The 24,104-nt window shown below is 74.1% G+C and carries 13 protein-coding genes; 7 read left to right on the top strand and 6 right to left on the bottom strand.

Annotated features, from left to right (window positions below; all coding sequences use genetic code 11):
* Window positions 1–27 precede the first annotated feature (27 nt).
* Complete coding sequence (locus ACZ3X1_RS26920) at window positions 28–3,078, top strand: AfsR/SARP family transcriptional regulator (RefSeq protein WP_467281240.1); 3,051 nt, start codon at window positions 28–30, stop codon at window positions 3,076–3,078.
* Window positions 3,079–3,241: 163 nt separating this feature from the next.
* On the opposite strand, the gene ACZ3X1_RS26925 is transcribed toward ACZ3X1_RS26920, so the two are convergent.
* On the bottom strand, window positions 3,242–3,448 hold the full coding sequence (locus ACZ3X1_RS26925; protein WP_356811363.1) for a hypothetical protein: 207 nt from the start codon (window positions 3,446–3,448) through the stop codon (window positions 3,242–3,244).
* A 201-nt stretch (window positions 3,449–3,649) separates the two neighbouring features.
* On the opposite strand from ACZ3X1_RS26925, the gene ACZ3X1_RS26930 reads away from it, so the two are divergent.
* The 6 genes from ACZ3X1_RS26930 (at window position 3,650) to ACZ3X1_RS26955 (ending at window position 12,719) form a co-directional block, all read left to right on the top strand.
* Window positions 3,650–5,524, top strand: a complete 1,875-nt coding sequence (locus ACZ3X1_RS26930; RefSeq protein WP_356811364.1) for an AfsR/SARP family transcriptional regulator — start codon at window positions 3,650–3,652, stop codon at window positions 5,522–5,524.
* A 91-nt stretch (window positions 5,525–5,615) separates the two neighbouring features.
* Entirely contained in the window at window positions 5,616–8,903 is a 3,288-nt protein-coding gene (locus tag ACZ3X1_RS26935) for a non-ribosomal peptide synthetase (RefSeq protein ID WP_467281241.1), read from the top strand.
* A 54-nt stretch (window positions 8,904–8,957) separates the two neighbouring features.
* Entirely contained in the window at window positions 8,958–10,358 is a 1,401-nt protein-coding gene (locus ACZ3X1_RS26940) for a serine hydroxymethyltransferase (protein WP_467281243.1), read from the top strand.
* The gene (locus ACZ3X1_RS26945) at window positions 10,355–11,044 is read left to right on the top strand and encodes a DUF2461 domain-containing protein (RefSeq protein WP_356811367.1); all 690 of its coding nucleotides are present in this window, start codon (window positions 10,355–10,357) and stop codon (window positions 11,042–11,044) included. The genes ACZ3X1_RS26940 and ACZ3X1_RS26945 overlap by 4 nt, the downstream gene beginning before the upstream one ends.
* Window positions 11,041–12,141, top strand: coding sequence for a threonine aldolase family protein (locus ACZ3X1_RS26950; protein ID WP_467281245.1), 1,101 nt, complete (start codon window positions 11,041–11,043; stop codon window positions 12,139–12,141). The genes ACZ3X1_RS26945 and ACZ3X1_RS26950 overlap by 4 nt, the downstream gene beginning before the upstream one ends.
* Window positions 12,138–12,719, top strand: a complete 582-nt coding sequence (locus ACZ3X1_RS26955) for a GNAT family N-acetyltransferase (protein WP_356811369.1) — start codon at window positions 12,138–12,140, stop codon at window positions 12,717–12,719. The genes ACZ3X1_RS26950 and ACZ3X1_RS26955 overlap by 4 nt, the downstream gene beginning before the upstream one ends.
* Window positions 12,720–12,795: 76 nt before the next feature.
* On the opposite strand, the gene ACZ3X1_RS26960 is transcribed toward ACZ3X1_RS26955, so the two are convergent.
* The 5 genes from ACZ3X1_RS26960 to ACZ3X1_RS26980 all read right to left on the bottom strand — a co-directional run bounded on the left by ACZ3X1_RS26960 (window position 12,796) and on the right by ACZ3X1_RS26980 (window position 24,042).
* Window positions 12,796–13,941 carry an acyl-CoA dehydrogenase family protein gene (locus tag ACZ3X1_RS26960; protein ID WP_356811370.1) on the bottom strand — a complete coding sequence of 382 codons (1,146 nt, stop codon included), beginning with the start codon at window positions 13,939–13,941 and terminating at the stop codon, window positions 12,796–12,798.
* Window positions 13,938–15,128, bottom strand: a complete 1,191-nt coding sequence (locus tag ACZ3X1_RS26965; protein ID WP_356811371.1) for an acyl-CoA dehydrogenase family protein — start codon at window positions 15,126–15,128, stop codon at window positions 13,938–13,940. Before ACZ3X1_RS26965 ends, ACZ3X1_RS26960 begins: the two co-directional genes overlap by 4 nt.
* Window positions 15,129–15,207: 79 nt before the next feature.
* On the bottom strand, window positions 15,208–16,614 hold the full coding sequence (locus ACZ3X1_RS26970; RefSeq protein ID WP_467281248.1) for a condensation domain-containing protein: 1,407 nt from the start codon (window positions 16,612–16,614) through the stop codon (window positions 15,208–15,210).
* On the bottom strand, window positions 16,614–19,970 hold the full coding sequence (locus ACZ3X1_RS26975) for a non-ribosomal peptide synthetase (RefSeq protein WP_356811373.1): 3,357 nt from the start codon (window positions 19,968–19,970) through the stop codon (window positions 16,614–16,616). Before ACZ3X1_RS26975 ends, ACZ3X1_RS26970 begins: the two co-directional genes overlap by 1 nt.
* Window positions 19,963–24,042, bottom strand: coding sequence for a non-ribosomal peptide synthetase (locus ACZ3X1_RS26980; protein ID WP_467281251.1), 4,080 nt, complete (start codon window positions 24,040–24,042; stop codon window positions 19,963–19,965). Before ACZ3X1_RS26980 ends, ACZ3X1_RS26975 begins: the two co-directional genes overlap by 8 nt.
* Window positions 24,043–24,104 lie beyond the last annotated feature (62 nt).

The raw sequence follows: 24,104 nt of genomic DNA on the forward strand, positions 1-24,104 counted from the left end.
CGGGGGTTTCAAAGGCCGGGGGACCTGTTGAATCGGTTTGTCTTCAGACTGCTGGGGCCGCTGCTCGTCCAGGCCGATGACGGCCCCTTGCGCATCAACGGCCGGCGCCAGGCGACGGTCCTCGCGATGCTGGTTCTCTATGCGGACCGCGTCGTCTCGGTGGACACCCTGGTGGACGCCGTCTGGCCGGATTCTCCTCCCGCGACGGCGCGGAACCAGATCGCCATCTGCGTGGCCACCCTGCGCAAGACCTTCAAGCAGGCCGGGGTGACCGATCTGCTGATCACCTCTCCCCCGGGCTACCTGCTGGCCAAGGGCGAGCACCGCATCGACGTCCAGGAGTTCCTGGAGCGGGCCGACCAGGGCCGCGACGCCGCCCGGCACGGCCGCACCGAAGAGGCGTGCACGCTGTTCGAGGAGGCGCTGAGCATCTGGCGGGGCTCGGCCCTCGACGAGACGCCCGGCTCCCGTCTGGAGGCGGAGGCGACGCGGCTGGAACAGACGAGGCTCACGCTCATCGAGGAGCGCGCGGGGCTGATGCTCCAGCTGGGCCGCCACCGCGCACTCACCGGTGAACTCACCGAGCTGGTGGCGCGGCACCCGCTGCGTGAGCAGTGCCGCGAGCACCTCATGCTGGCCCTCTACCGCTCGGGCCAGCGGGCCGAGGCCCTCGACGTGTTCCTGGCCGGCCGCCGGTTACTGACCGAGCAGCTCGGGATCGAACCCGGTCCGGGGCTGCGGCAGTTGCACGACCTGATCCTGCGGGACTCGCCGGAACTGACCCGCCCCCCGGCCGTGGTCGCCCCCGCGCCGGCCGCCGTGCACACGATCCCGGCGCAACTACCCGCGGGCGTCATGGCGTTCACCGGGCGGCAGCGCGAGATGGCCTCGCTGGACCGGCTGCTGAAGGAGCCGTACAGCCCCCACACCCCGGCGCTGGCGACGATCGTGGGCGTGGGCGGCGTGGGCAAGACGGCGCTGGCGGTGCACTGGGCGAGCCAGGTCGCGGACCAGTTCCCCGACGGCCAGCTCTTCGCCGATCTGCGCGGCTACGACGAGGAGCAGGCGCCGGTGTCCCCCGCCGCCGTGCTCGACCGCTTCCTGCGCGCCCTCGGGATCGCCGCACCCCAGGTCCCGGCCGATCCCGACGAGCGGGCCTCGCTCTTCCGGAGCCTGCTCAGCACCCGCAAGACGCTGATCGTCCTGGACAACGTACGCTCCTTCCACCAGCTCAGACCCCTGCTGCCCGGCGGCGGACGCAGCGTGGTGCTGGCCACCAGCCGGGAGAACCTGGGCGACCTGACCGGGGACTACACGGCGCTCAGCATCCGGCTGCGGATGCTGGAGCCGACCGAGGCGACGGCCCTGCTGATCAAACTCGCCGGGGCGGACCGGTTCGGCAGCGACCCGGTGGCGGTGGAGCAGCTCGGCGCACTGTGTGACTGCCTGCCGCTGGCGCTGCGGATCGCCGGCGCTCGGCTGGCGGCAAAGCCCAACCTGAGCGTGCGCAGCCTGGTGGAACGGCTGCGCGACCACCGGTCCCGGCTCGACGTGCTGAGCCCGGGCGAGGGCGGGGTGCGCGCCGGCTTCCGGCTGACCTACCGGGACCTGCCGGCGGAGGCGGCCCGGATGTACCGGCGCCTCGGGCTGCTGCGCACGGCGGACTTCGCCGCGTGGGCGGGGGCGGCCGTGCTGGACACCAGCGTGTGGCACGCGGAGGAGCTGATCGACCACCTGGTCGACGCCCAGCTGCTGGAGGTGGCCGAGGCGGCGCCGGGCCGAGCGGCCCGCTACCGCTTCCAGGACCTGCTGCGGCTGTTCGCCCGGGAGCGGGCGGAGTCGGACGAGCCGGAGGGGGAGACGGACGCCGCGCTGGAGCGGGCCTTCGGCGCCTGGCTCTGGCTGGCCGAGGAGGCCCACCGGCGGATCGACGGACGGGACTTCCCGGTGGGCCGGGCGGCCGCGCCCGCCCCCGGCTTCCTGGGCGAGCTCGCCGACGAGCTGCTGGGCTCGCCGATGGACTGGTTCGAGTCGGAGCGCACGGCGGTGACCGACGTGGTGGCGCAGGCGGCGGAGACGGGCCGGGCCGGCTACGCCTGGATGCTGACCGAGAGCGCGGTGCCGCACTTCGAGACGAAGAACTACCTGGAGGACTGGCAGCGCAGCGCCGAGCTGGCCCTGGCCTCGGCCCGGCGGGCCGGCGACGAGCCGGGCGAGGCGACGATGCTGCGGCTCCTGGGGTCGCTGGCGATCTACCAGCGGCGCTACGAGCAGGCCGAGGGCTGGAACATGGCCGCGCTGCGGCTGCTGCGCAACACCGGTGACCTGGGCGGGGCGGCGCTCGCCCAGCGGAACCTGGCGATGTGCGCGCGGTTCCAGGGCGACTGGGGGCGGGCGCTGGAGTACTGCGAGGCGGCGCTCAGCGGTTTCCACGAGTCCGGGGACATCGGGAACGAGGCCCATCTGCTGGGCTTCCAGGCGCAGATCGAGCTGGACCGGGGCAACGTGGGCGGCGCGCTGCCGCTGGCGGAGGAGGCGGTGGCGCTCAGCCGGCGTACCGGCTCGGTGCGGGCGGAGGCCCAGAGCGTGTACCGGCTGGCCGAGGTGCGGCTGCGCGCGGGGGATCTCGGCGAGGCGGCCGAGGCCTTCGGTGCGGTGCTGCGGCTGACCCGCGGGGAGGGCGACCGGGTCGGTGAGGCCCACGCGCTGCGGGGCCTCGGGCAGACGCAGTGGAGCCAGGGCCTGCTGCAGGCGGCGGGGGACACGCTGCGGCAGGCCCTGGAGATCACTGACGAGCTGGCGGACCGGTTCCTGTACGCCCGGGTGGAGACGGACCTCGGGTGCGTGGACGCGCTGGGGGGCCGCTGCGGGGAGGCGGCGGAGAGGTTCCGGCGGGCCTGTGCCGGCTTCGGCGAGGTCGGCGCGCAGCCCTGGCGGGCGCAGGCGGGCCGGCTGCTGGCGGCCGTGCAGGATGCGGGGGGTGAGGAGGCACCGGGCGGTGGGGGGCCCGGAGGGCTGCCGCATCGTTCCTTCACTCCGGCGGAACTGACGGAGCTGCTGGCGCATCCGGCGAACTGACGCCCGTCCGGTACGGATCGGGCCGCCGCTGCGAAATGCGCGGACGTTGCGGGGCTGCGGTGGTGCGGTTGTGCGGTGGTGCGGATCCGCAAGGGTGCGGTGGTGCCCTTCTGCCGTGGTGCGGCGGAGCGGAGCGGGGCGTGGGTGGGGGGCCGGCGGGCGGTCAGCCCCAGGGCATGTCGCCGTTCGTGCCGGCGGAGCCCGGGTGCGAGGGGTGCAGCGGCTTGACGACGCCCCAGGGCATGTCGTCCGCCTGGACGCTGGTGCCGGCCTGCGCCGTGCCGGCCGAGGCGGCCCCGGTGCCCACGAACATCCCCGCAAGAACGACCAGGCAAGCGGCCGTCGTCTTCGCCGTCCGGGTGCTGCGCATCTCGGATTCCCCTCTCGGTGGATCATCTCTGCACCGCTTGCTGCGGCACGAATGGAACAGTAGGGACGGCTCCTTTCTCTTCCGTGTTCCATCGATTTCGTGACCCGAGCCCCCCGCGAAATCGACACGATATCGAGGGGACAACGGACTCCTCTAGCTTCGTTCGAAGATTCTTCTCAGGAATCACGGATGGGGCGGTACATGGAATTCCGAGTGCTCGGGCCAGTAGAGGTACGGCGGGACGGCCACCGGGTCGCGTTCTCCGGGGCGAAGCTGCACACCGTGCTCGCGGCGCTCCTCCTGGCCCGCGAAGAGGTCGTGTCGGACGAGCGGCTGTGCCGGCTGCTGTGGGGCTGGGCACCCCCGGCCACCGTCAGCGCACAGCTCTACACCTATATTTCGCGCCTGCGCAAGATTCTCGGCGACGAAGTAATGATCGATCGCAGACCGCCGGGATATGCCATGAGCATCGGTAATGCGACCGTCGACCTGAACGAATTCGAGAAGCTGGCGCTCGGCGGCCGCGAGGCACTGGTCAAAGAGGACTTCGCACGTGCCGGTGAGCTGCTGCGCGACGCCCTGGCCCGGTGGAACGGGCAGCCCTTCGCGAACGCCACGGAATACCTCGCCGACGCCGAGGCCCCGCGGCTGACGGAGGCGCGGGCCGTGACCCTGGAGCACCGCATCGCCGCGGACCTGGCCCTCGGCCGGCACGAGCAGATCACCGGTGAACTGACCGGTCTCGTCGCCGAGTTCCCGCTGCGCGAGCGCATCCGGTGCCAGCTGATGACGGCCCTGTGCCGGTCCGGGCGGCAGGCGGACGCCATCCACCTGTACCACCACGGCCGGGCGGTGCTCGCGGACGAGCTCGGGGTCAATCCCGGCGAGGAACTCCGGGCCACCTACCGGGCGCTGCTGGACGGGACGCTCGACCGGTGGCCGGGCTCCGCCCCGGCCGTACGGGCGGGCGCCCGGCCGCGGGCCGCCGGACCGTCGGCCGGGACTCCGGCCATGCTGCCCCCGGACACCGTCGACTTCACGGGGCGGGGGCCGGAGCTGGAGCTGGTGTGCCGCGCCCTGGCCCCCGACGGGCAGGGCGCCGGACGGCCCCGCCGGGTCCTGGTCACCGGCATGGCGGGGCTGGGCAAGACCGCTCTGGCCGTCCACGCGGCCCACCGCTGCCAGCGGCACTTCCCCGACGGCCAGTTGTACGCCGACCTGCGCGCCGCGGACGGCACGCCGCGGCACCCGGCCCGGGTGCTGCGCCGTCTGCTGCGGGCGCTCGGCCCGATGGACGACGTACCGGTCACCGACGACCAGGACCAGCTGGTGCGCCTCTACCGGGAGCGGACCCGGGGCAGGCAGCTGCTCATCGTGCTGGACAACGCCTCGGGGGCCGCCCAGCTCGGTCCGCTGCTGCCCAACACCCCGGAGCCGGCCGTGCTGGTGACCGGGCGTACGGCCCTGCCCACCGTGGCCGGAGCGCACACCGTGGCCCTCGGGCCCCTGGAGCCGCGGGACTCCCTGGAGCTGCTCGCCGCGGCCGCAGGCCCGGCCCGGGTGGCGGGCGCTCCCCGCGCCGCCTCCGCGATCGTCGAGCACTGCGCGGGCCTGCCGCTGGCGCTGCGGATCGTCGGTACCCGGATCGCGGCCCGGCCGCACTGCACCCCCGACCGGCTCGCCCGCCGGCTGGCGGACCCCGTCACCCGGCTGCGGGAGCTGCACTCGGGCGACATGGACGTGCACACCTCCCTGCTGCCGTCCTGGCGCGCGCTGGAGCCCGAGGTGCGGGCGGTGTTCCCGGCGCTGGCCGCGCTGGGCCCGGAGCCGTTCCCGGCCGCCGAGGCGGCGACGGCGCTGGACCTGCCGGAGGCCGAGGCCGAGCGGCTGCTGGAGGCGCTCGCCGACGCGGCCCTGCTGGAGGTCAGCGGCGCGGACGAGTGGGGGCAGCCCTGCTACCTGTTCCACCCGCTCGTACGGCTCTTCGCGCTCTCCCTGGAGGAGGGGCGGGCGCCGGTGCCCGGCGACCGGGCCGGCCGCACGGAGCATAACCGGCGGCTAACTCACCGCCCCTAGCCTCGCCCTGCCCCGCAGCAGGGCGTCCCGGCCCGTATCCACCCCGAGCACGCACAAGCCAACGGCCCGTAACACCGAATGGAGTTGGACCATGACCGAGCTCCTGCCCGCTCGCGCGGACAGTGCCGCGTCCTTCCCGATGACCGAGACGCAGCAGGCACTGATGATCGGGCGAGGCGAAGCCGTCGAGATGGGCGGCATCGGCTGCTACGGATACTTCGAGTGGGAGCGCGCGGACCTCGACCCCGAACGGTTCGCCAACGCCTGGCGCAAGGTGGTCGCCCGGCACGACATGCTCCGCGCGATCGGCAGCACGGACGGCACCCAGTGGGTGCCGTCCGACCCGCTGCCGTTCGCGATACCGCTCGTGGACCTGACCGACCTGTCCGCCGACGCCGCCGGGGAGCACCTCGCCGCGCTGCGCGAGGAGATGAGCCACGTGGTCTTCCCGGTCGGCAGCTGGCCGCTGTTCGACCTGCGGATCATCCGGCTGGGCGGTCCGGAGAACCTCGGCCGGGTGCACCTGGGGATCGACCTGCAGGTGCTGGACGCCTCCAGCGCGTTCCAGGTGCTCTTCCCCGAGCTGGTCGACCTGTACGAGGACCCGGACGCGGAACTCCCCGAGCCCGGCATCGGCTTCGCCGAGTACGCCCGCTGGCGGGCCGACGCCCTGCCGCACACCGAGGCCTTCCGGGCCGCCCGCGACTACTGGGTGCAGCGCGTGCCCACCCTGCCGCCGGCCCCGTCGCTGCCCACGGGCGGCTCCGCCGGGGACACCGGCGAGGTGCGCTTCGACCGGCGCGAGCACCGCCTCTCCCCCGCGGACTGGCAGCGGTTCACCGAGCGGGCGCGCGGGGCGGGCCTGACCCCGTCGGTCCTGCTCACGGCGGCCTTCGCCGAGGTGGTCCGGGCCTGGTCGGAGGAGTCCGACTTCACGATCAACTACCCGGTCTTCCAGCGCCCGGCGGTGCATCCGGACATCACCGGCGTGCTCGGCGACTTCACCAACGCGGTGATGCTCGCCGCAGACGGTTCGGGGGCGACCTTCCTGGACCGTGCGCACGCCCTGCGCGACCAGCTCGCCCGCGACGTGGAGCACGGCTCCTTCAACGGTGTCCGCGTGCTGCGGGAGCTGACGCGCCTGCACGGGGTGGGGGCGCAGGCCGGGATGCCCGTGGTCGTCACCAGCCTCCTCGACTACCCGGTGCGCCGGCCCGTCACGGACCTGGGCCGGGAGGTGTACTCGATCTCGCAGACCCCGCAGGTGACCCTCGACGTGCAGCTGCGCGAGCTGGCCGGCGAACTGCGCGTCATCTGGGACTTCGTCGACGGCGCGTTCGCGCCCGGGTTCGTCGACGCCGCCTTCGGCGTGTACGTGGACCTGCTGGCGCGGCTCACCGACGACCCGGACAGCCTGCACACGGCGCGCTTCGACCTGGTCCCGCCGGCCGAGCGGGAGCTGCGCCGGCAGGTCAACGACACCGCCGGGCAGATCCCGTACACCACCCTGCACGAGCTGTTCGCCCGGCAGGCCGAACTCACGCCCGACGCCGAGGCCGTGGTGGACTCCGGCCGGCGGCTCAGCTACGCCGAACTGGCCTCGTACGCCTGGCGGATCGGGCACACGCTGCGCGAGCACGGGGCGGCTCCGGGCGAGCTCGTCGCCGTGGTGATGGAGAAGGGCTGGGAGCAGTACGCCGCGGTGTACGGGATCCTCGCCTCCGGCGCCGCCTACCTGCCGCTGGACGCCTCCGTGCCGCCGGAGAGGCTGCGCCGGCTGCTCGCCGAGGCCAAGGTCGACCGGATCCTCACGCAGTCCTCGCTGGACTCCCGGATCAGCTGGCCGCCCACGGCCCGCCGCTACCGCGTGGACAAGGACTTCGAGACCGGCCCCGCCACCCGGCCCGACAGCGCGCAGACCCCGGCCGACCTCGCGTACACGATCTTCACCTCCGGTTCGACGGGCGAGCCCAAGGGCGTGATGGTCGACCACATCGGTGTGGTCAACCTGATCCGCGACGTCGCGGAGCGCTTCGAGGTCGGCGCGCGGGACCGGCTGCTGGCCATCTCGGGGCTGCACTTCGACGCCTCGATCTACGACGTCTTCGGGGTGCTCACGCAGGGCGGGACCGTGGTGGTGCCGCCGCCGTTCGAGCACGCCGAGCCCGACGTCTGGGCGGACCTGGTGCAGGCGGAGCAGGTCACGCTGTGGAACTCCGTGCCCGTGCTGATGGAACTCCTCGTCGGCGAGGCCGAGGTGCGCGAGCGGCGCGGGGGCGGTCGGCCGCTGGAGTCCCTGCGGCTGTCGGTGCTCTCCGGCGACTGGATCCCGCTGACGCTGCCGGACCGGCTGCGGGCGCAGAGTCCGCGGATCCAGGTCGTGGGTTCGGGCGGCCCCACCGAGACGATCTGCTGGTCGCTGTTCCAGCCGATCGGCGAGGTCGACCCGTCCTGGACGAGCATCCCGTACGGCAAGCCGATCACCAACCAGCGCTACTACATCGTCGACGGGGCCGCGTACGAGCGACCGCTCGGCGTCGTCGGCGAGATGGCCGTGGCCAGCGACGTGGGCCTCGCGCTCGGCTACTGGAACGACGCCGAGCGCACGGCGAACCGCTTCGTACGCCTCCCGGAGACCGGCGAACGCGCCTATCTGACCGGTGACCTGGGCCGGTACCTGCCGGACGGCAGCATCGAGATCCTGGGCCGGGACGACTTCCAGGTGAAGATCCAGGGACACCGGATCGAGCTGGGCGAGATCGAGGGCGTGCTGCGCCAGGACGCCGAGGTCGAGGCGGCCGTGGTCGTGGCGCCCGCCAGCGCCCACGGGGTGCGCCGGCTGCACGCCTTCGTCGTGGCCGGTGCCGGCTGCGACGCCGGCGCGGCGGACCGGGTGCTGGAGCGGCTCGCCGCCCAGCTCCCCGGTTACATGGTGCCGGCCGCGATCACCGCGCTGGAGGAGCTGCCGCTGACCCGCAACGGCAAGGTCGACCGGCTGCTGCTGGCCTCCTCCGCCGGGAGCCGGCAGTCCGCCGACGACGCGGCCGTGCGGGACGGCGGTGACGGGCCGGGCAGCGCGCTGGAGCTGGTGCTGTGCGCGGCGGTCGCCGACATCCTCGGCCTGGACGGGGTGGCGCCCGGTGACAACTTCTTCTCCCTGGGCGGCGATTCGCTCAGCGGGACCCGGCTCGCGGGACTGCTCAAGGAGCTGCTCGGGGTGCCGGTGCCCGTCAAGACCGTGTTCCAGAACCCGGTGGTCCGCGAGCTGGCCGAAAAGATCGCCGCGGACGAGCAGCACGGCGCGCAGGCGGTCGCGGCGGCGGAGGCCTTCGGCGAGCTGGAGGCCGACGAGACGGACACCGCCGATGCAAACGGCTGAGGGCACCGCCCGGTTCAGCACGGCCATCACGGACGATTCCGAGAGGGGACAGTCATGAGTCTCACCCTGCCCGCGCCCGTCACCGGTCCACTGGACGAGGACAGGCTTCCGGACGGCACCCCACCGGCGCCCGCGCCGGACCTGGTCGAATTCGCCGCGCACGCCAACGCCCGCCTCAGAGAACGCGATTCCGCCCTGTACGACCTGCTCGCCCGGGAGTCGGCGCGCCAGCGCGACACCCTGATGATGGTCGCGGCATCCAGCGTGGCGGACCCCTCCGTGCTGGCCTGCGAGGGCAGTGCGCTCGGGAACCTGACCGCCGAGGGATTTCCCGGCAACCGCTACCACGCGGGCTGCGGCGTCGCCGACGAGATCGAGCGCCTGGCGATCGAGCGGGCGTGCGCGGCCTTCGGGGCGCAGGACGCGATCGTGCAGCCGCACTCCGGGTCGTCCGCGAACCTCGCCGTGATCACGGCGCTGCTGAGCCCGGGCGACAGCCTGCTCGGCCTCGACCTGGACTGCGGCGGCCACCTCACCCACGGCTCCCCCGCCTCGGTGACGGGCCGGTACTACCGCGCCCACGGCTACCGGGTGACGCCGGAGGGGCTGCTCGACTACGACCAGATCCGCGAACTGGCCCTGGAGCACCGGCCGAAGCTGATCGTGTGCGGGGCGAGCGCGTATCCCCGCAGCATCGACTTCGCCCGGTTCCGGGAGATCGCGGACGAGGCCAACGCCTATCTCCTGGCCGACATCTCGCACATCGCGGGACTGGTCGCGGCCGGCCTCCACCAGAGCCCGGTCGACCACGCCCACGTCACCACCACCAGCACCTACAAGCAGCTGTACGGGCCGCGCGGCGGGCTGATCCTGCTGGGCCGCGAGGCCCGCAGGGCGGGCCCCGAGCGCGGCACCCTGGCCGCGACGCTGCGCCGGGCGGTGTTCCCCTTCACCCAGGGCACCCCCGACCTGGCGTCGGTGGCGGCCAAGGCCCGCGCGCTGGACTTCGTGGCCAGCCCGGACTTCGCCGAGGTCGCCAAGCGGCTGGCCGACGGCGCGCAGGCCATCGCCGAGCGGCTCCTGGACCGGGGCTTCCGGCTGGTCACCGGCGGTACGGACACCCACATGGTGCTGCTCGACCTGCGGGGCACCGGCGTCACCGGGGACGTCGCCGAGGAGGCGCTGGAGTCCTGCGGGATCGTCGTCAACCGCAACCGCGTCCCCGGGGACACCACACCGGTCCGGGTGACGGGGGGCTTGCGGTTGGGGACCAACACGCTGGCCGCCCGCGGGATGGACCGGACGGTGGCCGCCGAATGCGCCGACCTGGTCGCGGACGTCCTCGCGGCGCTCGCCGCGCCCGGCGGGGTGCTGCCGGACGCGCTGCGCGACCGGGTCCGCGCCCGGGTGTCCGAGCTGTGCGCCGCCCACCCCCTGCCGGGGTACCTGCCGTGACCTTCAGCGGCTTCCCGCCCTCGGCACTGCGCCTGTACGAGGACCTCGCGGCCGACAACAGCAAGGAGGCGTGGCGGCTGCGCCACCGCGAGCGGTACGAGCGTGACGTGCGTGCGCCGATGGACGAGCTGGCCGCTGAACTGGGCACGTTCTTCGAGGAGTGGGCCGGGCCGGGCGGGGTGCAGGTGCTCGGCCCGGTCCGGGACACCCGGATGTCCCACGACAAGTCCCCGTACAAGACCTACCAGGGCGCCTATCTGGACCTGCTGCCCTGTCTGGGCCTGTGGGTGCACCTGGACCGGGACGGGCTGTACGCCTCCGGCCGCTGGTACCCGTACGCCGGGGCCGAGGTCGCCCGCTACCGTGCCGCCGTCGAGGAGGAGGACGGCGGCACGGAGCTGGCGCTCATCACGGGCCGGCTGGCGCAGGCGGGCTTCGTCCTCGGCGGTGACCGGCTCAAGTCCCGGCCGCGGGGAGTGTCCGCGGACCATCCCCGGCTGGACCTGCTGCGCCACCGCAAGATCGACGCGGGGCGCCGCTTCGGTCCGGCCGAGGGCCTGCACACGGCGCGTGCCGGGGAACTCGTACGGGAGACCTGGCTGCTGGTACGGCCGCTGCTGGACTGGATGGCGGCCCGTGAGCTCACCCCACCGCCCCGCGAACGAGGAGTTGACGATCCGTCATGACCACAGGTGGTTGCGGCATTGCCGATCTGCGCAGCGACACGGTGACCCGGCCGGGTCCCGGGATGCGGGCCGCGATGGCCGGCGCGGAGGTCGGCGACGACCTCTTCGGGGAGGATCCGACCGTCCGCGCCCTGGAGGAGCGCCTCGCCGGGCTCTTCGGCTTCCCGGCGGCGCTGTTCACGCCGTCCGGGGTGATGGCCAACCAGATCGCGCTCCAGCTCCTCGTCGCTCCCGGCGAGGAGCTGGTGTGCGACGCCGAGGCGCACGTCCTGGCCCACGAGGAGGCCTCCCCGGCCCGCTACGGCGGGATCCAGACCCGTACGGTGACGGCCGAGCAGGGGGTGATCACCCCGGCCGTGCTGGCGGGGGTGATCCGGCGGGGGAACGCCTACACCCTGGGCACGCGCGCGGTGGAGGTGGAGCAGACCCACACCCGGGCCGGCGGCACGGTCCATCCGCTCCGGACGCTGCGGGCGGTGCGCGAGCTGACGGCCGGCGCGGGCGTGGCGGTCCACATGGACGGCGCCCGGATCTGGAACGCGATGGCCGCGACCGGGACGCCGGCCGCGCGGTACGGGGAGACGGCCGATTCGCTGTCCGTGTGCCTGTCGAAGGGGTTGGGGGCGCCGGTCGGTTCGGTGCTGCTGCTCCGCGCCGAACACCTGTCGCGGGCGAGGAAGTTGCGGCACGGGCTGGGCGGCGGCATGCGGCAGTCGGGCATCCTGGCCGCTGCGGGGCTGTACGCCCTGGACCACCACGTGGAGCGGATCGCCGAGGACCACGAGCACGCCGCGCTGCTGGCGGCGGGGCTGCGGGACGCGGGGTTCCCCGTGCGCCCGCCCGAGACCAACATCGTCCTCGTCGGGGTGCCGGGCGCCGACGAGGTCGTCGTGCGGGCCGCGCAGGAAGGAGTGCTGGTGACCGCCCCGGACCCGGACACCGTCCGGCTGGTCACCCATCTGGACGCAGGACGCAAGGCGTGTCGGCGCGCCCTCGAGGTGCTGGCCGCCGTTATGACCGATGTCGTCGCCGGAGCGCGTGAGAGCGCGCCCGCGGGACGTACGCAAGAAGCGGAAGAGAGCGAAGTAGCAGCATGAGTTTAGAAGTCCGGCCCGCCACGGCGGATCTGTGGGACGACGTCCGCCGGGTGCTCCAGCCGAAGAAGAGCGCGCACACGTGCTGGTGCATGGCGTGGCGGCTGACCACCGGCGACTACGGGCGGATGACCGCGCAGGAGCGGGGCGAGCACCTTCGCACCCTCACGGAGAAGGCCGACCCGCCGCCGGGGGTCCTCGGGTTCCTGGACGGCGAGGTGGCCGGCTGGTGCAACGTGGCGCCGCGCCGCCAGCTGGACCGGCTCACCTCCTCGAAGACGATCACACCGGTGGACGACGTGCCCGTGTGGTCGGTGACGTGTTTCGTCGTGCGCAAGGAGTTCCGCGGTAAGGGGGTCGCCTCGGGTCTGCTGGAGGGGGCCGTCGAGCACGCGCGGGCGAACGGCGCGCCCGCCGTCGAGGGCTATCCGGTGGATCCCGAGGGCGGCCGGGTGAACCCGACCCTCGCCTACGTCGGGACGATGGACATGTTCGAGCGGGCGGGCTTCCGCCGGATCCAGCGCACCGAGGCGAAGAGCGACAAGCGGCACCGCTGGATCGTGCGCCGCGACCTGGTCTGACCGTCAGCGCCGGTACCGGTACCCCGGGGAAGGGGCTCCCGCAGTGCGGGGGCCCCTTCCCACGTCGGTGGGCGGCTCAGGGGGTGTGCGCCGCGGTGTCCCACAGCTGGGCGGGACGCCCGCAGCGCAGTGCCTCCCATGCCGCGCGCCGGTAGCAGCCGGCCACCAGGCCGTCCCGTACGAGACCGGAGGCGCCGTGCAGGTGCACCGCGTCACGTGTCACGTCGAGGGTGGTCTCCGCCGTGAGGGCGATCAGACCGGCGGCCTCCCCCGGGGTGAGCCGTCCCTCGTCGAGGTCGCGGGCGGCGTCGCCGACGGCCCAGCGGACGGCGTCGAGCCGGGCCAGGAGCCCGGCCACCCTCAGCCGGGGCCCCTGGTGCTTGACCAGGGCCTGGCCGAACTGCTGCCGTCCTCGGATCCGGGAGACGACGGCGGTCAGGGCGGCCGCGGTGATGCCGGCCAGCAGCGACGCCTGGTGGACGGCGGCGCGCAGGCCGACGCGGGCGAGGGCGTGTTCGGCGGCGACACCGCGCAGCAGCACCGATCCGTCCGGGATCCGTGCCTCGTCGAAGACGGCTCCGGCGACGGCTCCCCCGCCGTGGTCGCGCAGCGGGCGTACGGTGACGCCCGCCGTGGGGAGGTCGACGAGGGCTACGCAGGGGCCGTCGGGGCCGCTCGCCAGCACCAGCAGGGCGTCCGGCCCGACGCCGGCGGCGAACGGGCCGGACGTGCCGGTGAGTACGACGCCCCCGCCGTCACCGTCCGGTTTCCAGGCGATGCCCGGCGGTACGGCGCCGCGCGGGTCGGGCAGCCGGCCGGGGACGGCAAGCTGGAGCTCCCCGGCGCGCACCCGGTCGAGCCGGTCGTCGGTGCCCTCGGGGGCGAGGGGGCCGAGGCCGGAGAGCACGTCGAGCGCGAGGAGGGTGTCGGCCAGTGGGACGGGCTGCATCGCGTTGCCGGCCTCCTCGCAGACCATGGCGAGGACGGCCTGGCCGAGGTCGAGGCCCTCCTTCTCGATGGGGAGGGCGAACTCCCAGGCTCCGACCTGGGTGAGCGCCTCCCAGGCGCCCTCGGGGGTGTCCCCGTCGACCTCCAGGCCCTGCCGCACGGTGAGCCGGAGCTGCCGGAAGAGCGAGTCCTCGTCCTCCCGCTCCCGCCACCGCTCGGGCGCCGCGCCGGCCGCCCCGCCCGTACCGCTCCCGTTGACCGCCTGGGTCGTCATGGCCGTACCTCCGCCCCTGAGTCGAGACGCAGCCGGGCCAGCGTCTCCAGCATCATTTCGGCGGTGCCGCCGGATATCCGCATCCCCGGGGCTTCGCGCATCGCCGAATCGAGTGGGTGTGCCACCCCGTCGACCTCCGGGTCGTCGAGGGTCATGCTGGTGTCGCCGTCGAGTTCGGCGGCCCACCAGGCCACCTCCGCGGCGAGTTCGGTGGTGTACCACTTCGCGGCGGCGGCCTCGTCCTCGTTGAGCTCGCCCCGGTCGAGGCGGGTGAGGACGCGGCGGACCAGGGTGCCCGCCGCGAGCAGCCGGGCGTTGAGCTTGGCCAGGCCGATCTGGTCGTGCTGGCCGGCCTCCAGCCGGTCGGTGTGGGCCTCCAGCCGTTCGACCGCGGCCCGGTACCAGCGCAGTGCCTTGACGTAGTAGTCGAGGCCGGTGCGTTCGAAGGCCAGTGTCTTGACGACGATCGCCCAGCCCTGGCCGATGCCGCCGACGACGTCGTCGGCGGTGACGGCCACGCCGTCGAGGGCGACCTCGTGGAAGGCGTCGTCACCGATGCCCGGGATCTGCCGGATCGTGACGCCGGGCTGGGCCAGGGGCACCAGGAAGAGGCTGAAGGCGTCGTCCTCGCCGCGGGCCAGGCACAGCCCGTAGTCCGCGAAGCGGGCGAAGAGGGAGTGGACCTTGGTGCCGTAGAGCTTGTAGCCGCCCTTGCCGTCGGAGACGGCGCGGGTGGAGAGGATGTTGAGATCGGAGCCGGCCTGCGGTTCGCTGAAGAGCACGCAGCCGAAGGACGTGCCGTCGGCGAAACCCGGCAGGTGGCGCGCCTTCATCTGCGGGCTCGCGACGTTGAGCAGGGTGGAGCCGACGATCTGCACGGTGAGCGTGTGCAGCAGGTCGGGGACGTCGTGCATGGCGAGTTCCTCGACCAGTACGGCGGCCGCGACCTGGCTGACGCCGCGGCCTCCGTACTCCTCGGGCCACTGGGGTGCGAGGAGGCCCCTCTCGCCCAGGGCCCGGTGGATGGGCCGGGGGTCCCGGGTGCGCCGGGCTTCGGCGACGGGGGCGGACACCAGGATGTCGTGGATGTCCTCGCGCAGGGCCCGCATGGGGGTGCGGGGCACGCCGGCCCCGCTCCGTACGAGCCCGCAGTCCGCGGGCGCGCGGTAGAACTCGGTGGTGAGCACGGGCAACTCCCTAGGCGGGTCTGGGTGGGTCCGGGTGGGGATTGAGGAGGGGGCCGGGGCCCGCGGGCCCCGGCCCCGCTCAGTGCCGGGCGGTGGTGACCGGGGAGGCGGGCGCGGCGACGGCCCGGTCCAGTACCTCCTCGATCCCGGTGAGCAGGCCCCGCACGTCCTCGGGCGTGGCCGCGTGCCGGTTGTACTCGGCGGTGCCGCCGATCTCGCCGTCCCGCTCCACCAGGCCCACGCAGGCGAGGGCGGCGGCCGGGTCGGGGCTGTAGAGCTCCAGGTGGCGTGCGGGCGGCCCGGGCAGCTGGCCGACCTCGACGCCCGGCAGGTCCAGCGGTACGGCCGGGTAGTTGTGCAGGGCGAACAGGACGTTGTACGGCGGGGGCGTGCCGTCGCCGAACAGCACGTCCACGGGCAGGCGCTGGTGGGCCAGGGCTTCGGCCACCGCGGTGCGGGTGCGGTGCAGGAGCTCGCGGAAGGAGGGCCCGCCCGCGAGGTCGAGCCGGATCGGCACGACGGTGGTGTACTGCCCGACGGCGCCTTCGAGCGGTGCGGCGAACCGGCCGGCGGCCGGGGTGCCGATCACCACGGAGGTACGGCCGTCCCTGCGGGCCAGTACGACGGCGAGCGCGGCGAGCAGGGTCATGAACGGGGTGGCGCCTTCGGCCGCGCCCAGCTCCAGCCCGGCGCCGACGGGACCGCGGGCCAGCCGTACGGGCAGGTGCCCGCGTTCGAAGCCGCCCGGGATCCGGGGTGCGGGCGGGTCCGCCGCGAACACCGCCCGGCGGCGGGTGAGTTCGGCGGTGCCGTCCGGTCCGGAGAGCCAGCGGTGCTGCCAGTCGGCGTAGTCGGGGAACTGGAGTTCGGGCGGTGTGAGGGACTCCGGGCCCTCTCGGTAGCCGGCGGCGAGGTCCGCGAGGAAGACCCCCGAGGACCAGCCGTCGAAGACCGCGAGGTGGGAGGCGAGGATCAGGACGTGCTCGTCGGGCGCGGTCCTCAGCAGCCGGAAGGCGCTGGTGCGGCCGCTCTCCAGGTCCAGGACGGTGGAGGCGCTCTCGGTGATCTGCAGGGCGACCCGCTCGGCGGCGGCCTGCGGGGTGAAGCCCGAGAGGTCGGCCCGGGTGAGCCGCAGGACCGGTTCCCCGTCCACGTGCAGCCGCGGCTGGTCGGCGGTGGACCGGGCCAGCCGGGTGCGCAGCGCCTCGTGGCGGCGCAGCACCCCCGTGAGGGCCCCGTCCAGCCGCCGGGCGTCGAGGGGGCCGGTCAGCCGGAGCGCGTGGGAGCCGGTGGCGACGGCCGGATGGGTGCGCTCCCGGCGCCACAGCCGGGTCTGGAGGGCGGTCGGCGGGACCGGCCCCGCGCCGGAGCGCGGGGCCGGGTGGGCGGGTACGGGCCGACGGGCGGCCAGCATCAGGCGGGCGAGTTCGCGCTTGCCCTCGGGAAGCGCGGCGAGCGCTCCTTCCATCCCGGCCGGTCCGGCCATCAGGGTCCCTCCGGCTGCTGGAGGGAGCCGAGGAGGGCGGCGGCCTCTTCGTCGCTCATGTTCTCGATCTGCTCGAAGACCGCGAGCAGCCGGTCCTGTTCGCCGGCGGCCTCGGCCTTCGCGGCGCGGACGAGTTCGGCGAGGCCGGAGACGGTCGGGTGGCCGAAGAAGTCGGCGAGGGCGATGTCGATGCCGAAGAGGGCCCGGACCCGGGAGACCACGATGGTGGCCTGGAGGGAGCTGCCGCCCAGGGCGAAGAAGTCACCTTCGACGTCGGGGTTCTGCCATTCCAGGAGCGGGGTGAGGATGTCGCGGCAGATCTGCTCCTCGATGGCGTCGCGCGGCGGGGTGCCGCCCTGCGCCGACTGCTCCGCGGGCAGGGGCAGGGCGGCGGTGTCGACCTTGCCGTGCGGCGTGAGCGGCAGCTCGTCCAGGACGACGACCACCGGGACCATGTAGCCGGGGAGCCGGACGGCCGTGTAGGCGCGCAGGCCCTCGGCGTCGGCGACCTCCGAGGCGTAGGAGCCCACCTGCTCGACGGTGACGTAGGCGGCCAGCATGCGCTCGCCGCCGGCGGCGGGCTGGGCCACCACGACGGCCTGCTGCACGGAGGGGTGCCCGGTCAGGACGGCCTCGACCTCGCCGGGCTCGATGCGGTGGCCGCGTACCTTGAGCTGGCGGTCGGTGCGGCCGAGGAAGTCCAGGTTGCCGCCGGGCAGCCAGCGGACCAGGTCGCCGGTGCGGTAGAGACGGGCGGTCTCGGGGCCGTCGGCGTAGGGGTTGTCCGCGAAGCGTTCGGCGGTCAGGTCGGGGCGGCCCAGGTAGCCGCGGGCCACGCCGGGGCCGGCCACGCAGAGTTCGCCGGGGACGCCGGGCGGAACCGGCCGCAGCCGCTCGTCGAGCACGAAGGCCTGGTGGCCCGGCATGGGGCGGCCGATCGGCGGGTTGCGGTCGTAGCTGCCGGTGCAGTCCATCAGCGTGACGGCGACGGTCGCCTCGGTGGGACCGTAGCCGTTGACGAACCGCCGCTCCCCCGCGGTCCATTCGGCGACGAGACGGCCGGGGAAGGCCTCGCCGCCCACCGAGACCAGGCGCAGGTCGGGCAGGGCCGCCTGGTCCAGGAGCGGCAGGAGGGCGGGCGGGAGTTCGGCGACGGTGACGGCTTCCTCGCGCATCCGCGCCTGGAGCAGGGCGGGGTCGCGGCGTTCGTCGTCGGTGGCGATGACGAGCGAGCCGCCGGCGAGCAGGGTGGTGAAGATTTCGAAGACGGAGACGTCGAAGGTGAGGGGGGCGAACTGCAGGACCCGGTCCTCGGCCTTGATCTCGTATGCCTTGGCGATCGTGCGGGAGAAGTGCGTGACCGAGCGGTGCTCGATCATGACGCCCTTGGGGGTCCCGCTGCTGCCGGAGGTGTAGAGCACGTAGGCCAGGTCGGCGGGGGTGGAGCTGAGGGCGAGGGAGGGGACCTCCCGGACGGGGGCCGCGGTCCCGGTGTTGACGAGTTCCAGGGGAACGGGCAGTTGCGCGCTCTCGTCGACGAGGGCGTGGCGGACCTTGGCGTCGGCCAGGACGGTTCGGGTCCGCTCGGCCGGGGCGGCCGGGTCGACCGGGATGTAGTGGGCGCCCGCCTTGAGGACGCCTAGGACGCCTGCGACGGCGGCGGGGCCGCGGGCCACGCACACGGCGACGGGGTCCCCGTGCGCGACACCCCGGTCGCGCAGCCGGTGGGCGATGGCCTCGGACCAGCGGTCGAGGGCGGCGTAGTCCAGCCGCGTGGCGCCGTGCCGGACGGCGACGGCGTCGGGGTGGATGGTGGCCCGCTCGCGGAAGGCGCGGTCCAGGGTGGTGGTCCAGGCCGCTTCGTCGACGGGGCCGCCGCGGGACAGCTCGCGGGCGTGCCGGGAGGCGGCCGGCTCCTCGACCAGGCTGATGTCGCCGACCCGGAGGTCGGGGTTCTCGGCGACCTGCTCCAGGACCTGCCGGAAGGCGGCGAGGAGGGCACTGGCCGTGCCGTGCCGGTAGAGGGAGGTGTTGTATTCGAGGGAGAGTTCCAGGCCGTCGTTCTCGCCGACGAGGAAGCTCATGTCGAATTTGGCCGCGCCGTCGTGCAGTTGGTCCATGGCGAACTCGACGTCCGCGGCCTGCGCCCGGTGGGTGCCCCAGCGGCCGAGCGAGGTGAACTCGATCTGGAAGAGCGGGTGGCGCAGCGGGTCGCGGACCGGGCGGACGGCCTCGACGACCTGTTCGAAGGGCAGTTCGCTGCTGGTGAAGGAGTCCATCACGGAGGCCGCGGTGCGGGTGACCAGCTCGCGGAAGGTGAGCCCGTCGGTGACCTCGGTCCGCAGGGTGATCATCTGGACGAAGCAGCCGATGACCTGTTCCAGGTCCGGGTGCGGGCGGGAGGCGCTGGCGGTGCCGACGACGACGTCCTCGGTGCGGGTCCAGTGCCGCAGCAGCGCGTTGAAGGCGGCCAGCAGGGTGGTGAAGACGGTGGTGCTGTTGGCATCGGCGAGATCGGTGAGCCGGTCCAGCAGCTTCTGGTCGAGGGTCAGTTTCAGGCCGCGGCCGTCGCCCTTCGTCTCGGGACCGCGCGGGTGGTCGGGCATGACCTCGGTGGCGACGGCGCCGGCGAGGATCTGGCGCCATTTGGCGGCGAGCGCCCGGCCGTGCTCGTCGTTCTCCAGCTTGGCCCGCTGCCAGGCCGCGAAGTCCGCGTACTCGACGGCGAGTCTCGGGGCTTCGGGGCGCTTGCCCGCGGCGGCCGCGGCGTAGCTGGTGGTCAGCTCCTCGGTGAAGATGCGGGTGGAGCCCGGGTCCCAGGCGATGTGGTGGACGACCCAGAGCAGGACGTGCCGGTCCGCGGCGAGGCGTACGAGGTGGGCGCGGACGGGCGGGGCGGCGGCCAGGTCGAAGGGGGCGGCGGCGCAACCGGCCGTCAGCTCGGCGAGTTCGCGCTCGGCGTCCTCGCTGCCGGAGAGGTCGGTGCTCTGGACGCCGAGGACGAAGGAGGGGACCGGTTCCTGCCAGGGGACCCCGTCGATCTCGACCAGTTTGCTGTGGAGCACCTGGTGGCGGGCGACGACGGCGTTGAGCGCCTCGTGCAGGGCGGCCCGGTCGAGCGGACCGCCGAGGGTTATGGAGAGGGCTATGTTGTTGCGCGCCTTGCCGGCGCCGAGCTTGTCGACGAACCACATCTGCTCCTGCTGGAAGGAGGAGCGGGAGCGCGGTCCGTGGTCGGCGCGCTTCAGTTCGACGCGGCGGCCCACGCCGGCCGTCATCTGGTTGCGCATCCTGCCCAGCAGCCGGGAGCGCTGTCCCTGGGGCAGGCGGCCGAGCCGTTCGGCGAGATCAGACATGGTTTCCTCCGTTGCGGTGCAGGTCGGCGAGCAGGGCGGCGAGCCGGTCGGGGAGGTGCTTGGCGAAGTAGTGGCGGCCACCGGGGATCACGGCGAGCCGCACGTCGGCCGCGTAGCGGCCCCAGGCGCGGTAGCCGTCCTCGTAGCCGTCGGTGGCGTCGTCGGCGTCGCCGATGATGCAGGTGAGCGGGGTGGCCAGGGGCCGGTCGTAGCCGGCAGGGGTGCGGGCGAAGAAGCGGGCGGCCTCGGTCATGTCGTGCCGCACCATCCGCAGGACCGCGGTGAGGTCGCGCTCGTCGAGGACGCCGTCGAAGCCGTCCATGGTGGTCAGGTAGGCGACGAGGTCGTCGTCACCGGAGACGCGTTCCATCTCCAAGGCGTACTCCGGGTCCTCCTCGGGGAGGGCCGCGGCGAGGTCCAGGGCGATCGGGCGCTGCCCGAGGCGTTCGAGGACGTGGGTGGTCTCCAGCGCGGTGACGACTCCGGCGCAGTGGCCGTAGACCGCGTACGGACCCCGTACGGTGCGGGCGATCTCCTCCGCGGCGAGTTCCGCGAACTCGGGTACCGGCAGCATCGGGCCGGGGCGCAGCGGGTCGTGTCCGGGCGGGGAGACGGCCAGCAGCTCGATGTGCGGCGCGAGCTGGGCCGCGAGCGGCTGGTAGGCGATGGCGTCGCCGCCGCCGTGGGGGAAGCAGACCAGGGTCAGGGCGGTGGCGCCGGGCGGGCGTTCGGGGGTGAGCCGGTGCAGCAGGCGGTGCGCCCCTGTGCCGGCTGCGCCGAGTTCGGCGGTACGGGCGGCGAGGCCTGACGGGGTCGGGTTGCTGAAGAGGTCGACCACGCGCAGGGCGGCGGCACCGCCGTCGGGCAGGGCGGCGGCGACGGCCCGTACGGCGCGCACGGCGGCGAAGGAGTCCCCGCCCAGGGCGAAGAAGTCCTCGTCGGGGGCCACCTCGGCCACGCCGAGCACCTCGGCCCAGACGGCGGCGATGCGCAGGGCGACGGGGTCGCCGTCCGCCGGCGCGGCGGCGGGCCGGTCGGGGGCGGCGGGGCGCGGGTCGGGCAGGGCGCCGCGGTCCACCTTGCCGTTGGGGCTGAGCGGCAGCCGCTCCAGCAGCACCAGTTCGGCGGGGACGCAGTGCGGGGGCAGGACCGCGCCGAGCGCGGTCCGCAGGGCGGCGGTGTCGAGGCCGGCGCCGTCCTCGGGGACGACGTATCCGACGAGGCGGTCGGAGCCGGCGGTGGTGCGGCGGGCGGCGACGACGGCTTCGCGGACGCCGGGGCGGCCCCGCAGCGCGCTCTCCACCTCGCCCGGTTCGATGCGGAGCCCGTTGAGCTTGATCCGGAAGTCGGTGCGGCCGAGGAGTTCGATGGTGCCGTCCGTGCCGTAGCGGGCCAGGTCGCCGGTGCGGTAGAGGCGTTCGGTGCGGCCGGGTTCCAGTTCGACGTGGACGAACTTCTCCTCGGTGAGCTCGGGCCGGTTGAGGTAGCCGCGGGCCAGTCCGACGCCGCCGAGGTGGAGTTCGCCGGGCACGCCGACGGGGACGAGCCGGTCGTGCGGGTCGAGGACGTAGGTGCGCTGGTTGGCCATGGGGCGGCCGTAGGGGAGCTTCGTCCACCGCGGATCGACCCGGCCGACCCGGTACTCCACCGAGTGGATGGACGCCTCGGTCGCCCCGCCGAGTGCCACGAAGGACAGCTCCGGCGCGAAGGCGCGGATCCGGTCGGGCTGGGTGACGGGGATCCAGTCGCCGCCGAGGAACGCGGTGCGCAGCTTCGGCAGTCGGGGGCCGCCGGCGTGTTCGAGCTGGTCGACGAGGAGGCCGAGGAGGGCGGGGGCGGAGTTCCAGACGGTGACGCCGTGCCGCTCGACGAGGTCGGCCCAGTGGGCCGGGTCCTTGGCGGCGGCCGGGTCGGGCAGGACGAGCGTGCCGCCCGCCGCCAGGATGCCGAGGGTTTCGTAGACGCTCATGTCGAAGCTGGGCGAGGACAGGGCGAGGACCGAGTCGTCGGGGCCGATGCCGTACGAGTGGTTGAGGTCGAGGATGTTGTTGACCACGCCGCGGTGCTCCAGGGCTATCCCCTTGGGGGTGCCGGTGGAGCCCGAGGTGAAGATGACGTAGGCGAGGTCCCGGGCGGTGACGGGGACGTCGGGCCGGGTCGCGGGGAGCTCGGCGAGCGCGGCCCGGTCGGTGTCCAGGAGCACCTGCGCTGTACCGGCGGGGACGGGCAGCCGGCCGATGAGCTCCGCGTCGGAGACGACGATGGGCGGCGCGGCGTCCTTCAGCAGCAGGGCGAGGCGCTCTGCGGGGTAGTCGGGGTCGAGGGGTACGTAGGCCCCGCCGGACTTGAGGACGGCGAGGATCGCGGTGACCAGGCCGGGGCCGCGGCGCAGGCACAGCGCCACGGTCCGGCCGGGGCCGGCCCCGGCTTCGGCGAGCCGGTGCGCGAGCCGGTTGGCGCGCTCCTCCAGCTCCCGGTAGGTGACGCTCCAGCCGCCGACTCCGCCGAGGACCACGGCGGGCGCGCCGGGCCGGCGGTCGGCGTGCTGCTCGAAGAGGTGGTGGAGGCAGGCGTCCTGGGGGAAGGGGACGCGGGTGGCGTTCCAGTCGTCCAGGGCGGCGTGCCGCTCGGCGTCGGTGAGCAGCGGCAGGGCGGACAGCGGGGCGTCGGGGCGGTCGACGGCGCCTTCGAGGGTGGTGAGGAAGTGGCCGAGCAGCCGGTCCACGGTCGAGGCGTCGAACAGGGCGGTGGGGTACTCCACGAGGGCACGGACCGCGGTGCCGGTGTCGTGGACGCTGATCATCAGGTCGTACTTGGTCGCGTGCGAGGAGAAGTCGATGGGCTCGGTGGTGAGGCCCGCCAGGCCGGGGGCCGTGTCCGGGGTCTCGTCGAGGAGGAACATCACGGAGGTGAGCGGCGGCCGGCTCGGGTCGCGGGGCAGGCCGAGCGTGTCGACGATGAGGTCGAAGGGCAGTTCCTGGTGCGCGTACGCCTGCAGGGTGGTGTGGCGGGTGGCGCGGACCAGCTCGGCGAAGCCGGGGTCGCCGCCGGTTCTGATGCGCAGCGGCAGGGTGTTGACGAAGAAGCCGATGAGTTCGCTGAAGGCCGGGTGGTCGCGGCCGGAGACGGAGGTGCCGACGACGATGTCCTCCTGGCCCGTCCAGCGGCGCAGCGTGGCGGCGAAGCCGGCCAGCATCGTCATGTAGAGGGTGGCGCCCTCGGACTTGCCGAACTCCCTGAGCCGGGCGATGAGGTGGGGCGGCAGGTCGATGTAGCGGGAGGCTCCCTCGTGCCCGAAGACGGGGGGCCGGGGCCGGTCGGTGGGCAGGTCCACGGGTGCGGCGCCGCCCAGTTCCTCCCGCCAGAAGGAGGTCAGGCCCTCCAGCCGGTCGCCGCTCACGCGGCGGCGCTGCCAGGTGGCGAAGTCGGCGTACTGCAGGGCGAGCGGGGCGTTCGCGTCGGCGGGGGCGCCGGTGCGGGCGGCGTAGGCGCGCTCCAGTTCGGTGTAGAGGATCCGCATCGACCAGCCGTCGGTGACGATGTGGTGGAGGTTGAGGACGAGGACGTGGTCCTCGGCTCCGAGGCGGCCGAGCCGGGCCCGCAGCGGGACGGCGCCGGCCAGGTCGAAGGGGGCGCCCGCGTCCGCGTCGTAGAACGGCCGGACGGCCTCCTCGTCGGGCAGTTCGGTCAGCGGCAGGGGCAGCCGGAAGCCGTCCACCACGCGGGGCAGGGCCTCGGAGGCGCCCTCCTGGTAGGTGTAGACGGTGCGCAGCACCTCGTGGCGGTCCACGATGTCCTGGAGGGCGGCGTGCAGGGCGGGGACGTCGAGCGGGCCGCGGATGCGGGTGGCCACCGGCACGTTGTAGGCGGGGCTGCCGGGCTGGAGCTGGTCGATGAACCAGAGCCGGCGCTGCGCGAAGGAGAGCACCGGTGGGTCCGCGGGGTCACGGGGTGCCGGCTCGGGGTCCTCCCGTACGGCGGCGCGGCCGCCGGTGCGGCCCGTCAGGGCCTGGAACAGTGCCCTGCGGGACTTCGGCAGTGCGGCTATGCGTTCGGCGAGGGACTCGCTCACCTTGAGCCTCCGTGCGTCTTCGGGAGAGGGAGTACGACAGGGCGCGCCGCGGGAGCGCGGCG

The organism is Streptomyces sp. NPDC023541, assembly GCF_055559995.1.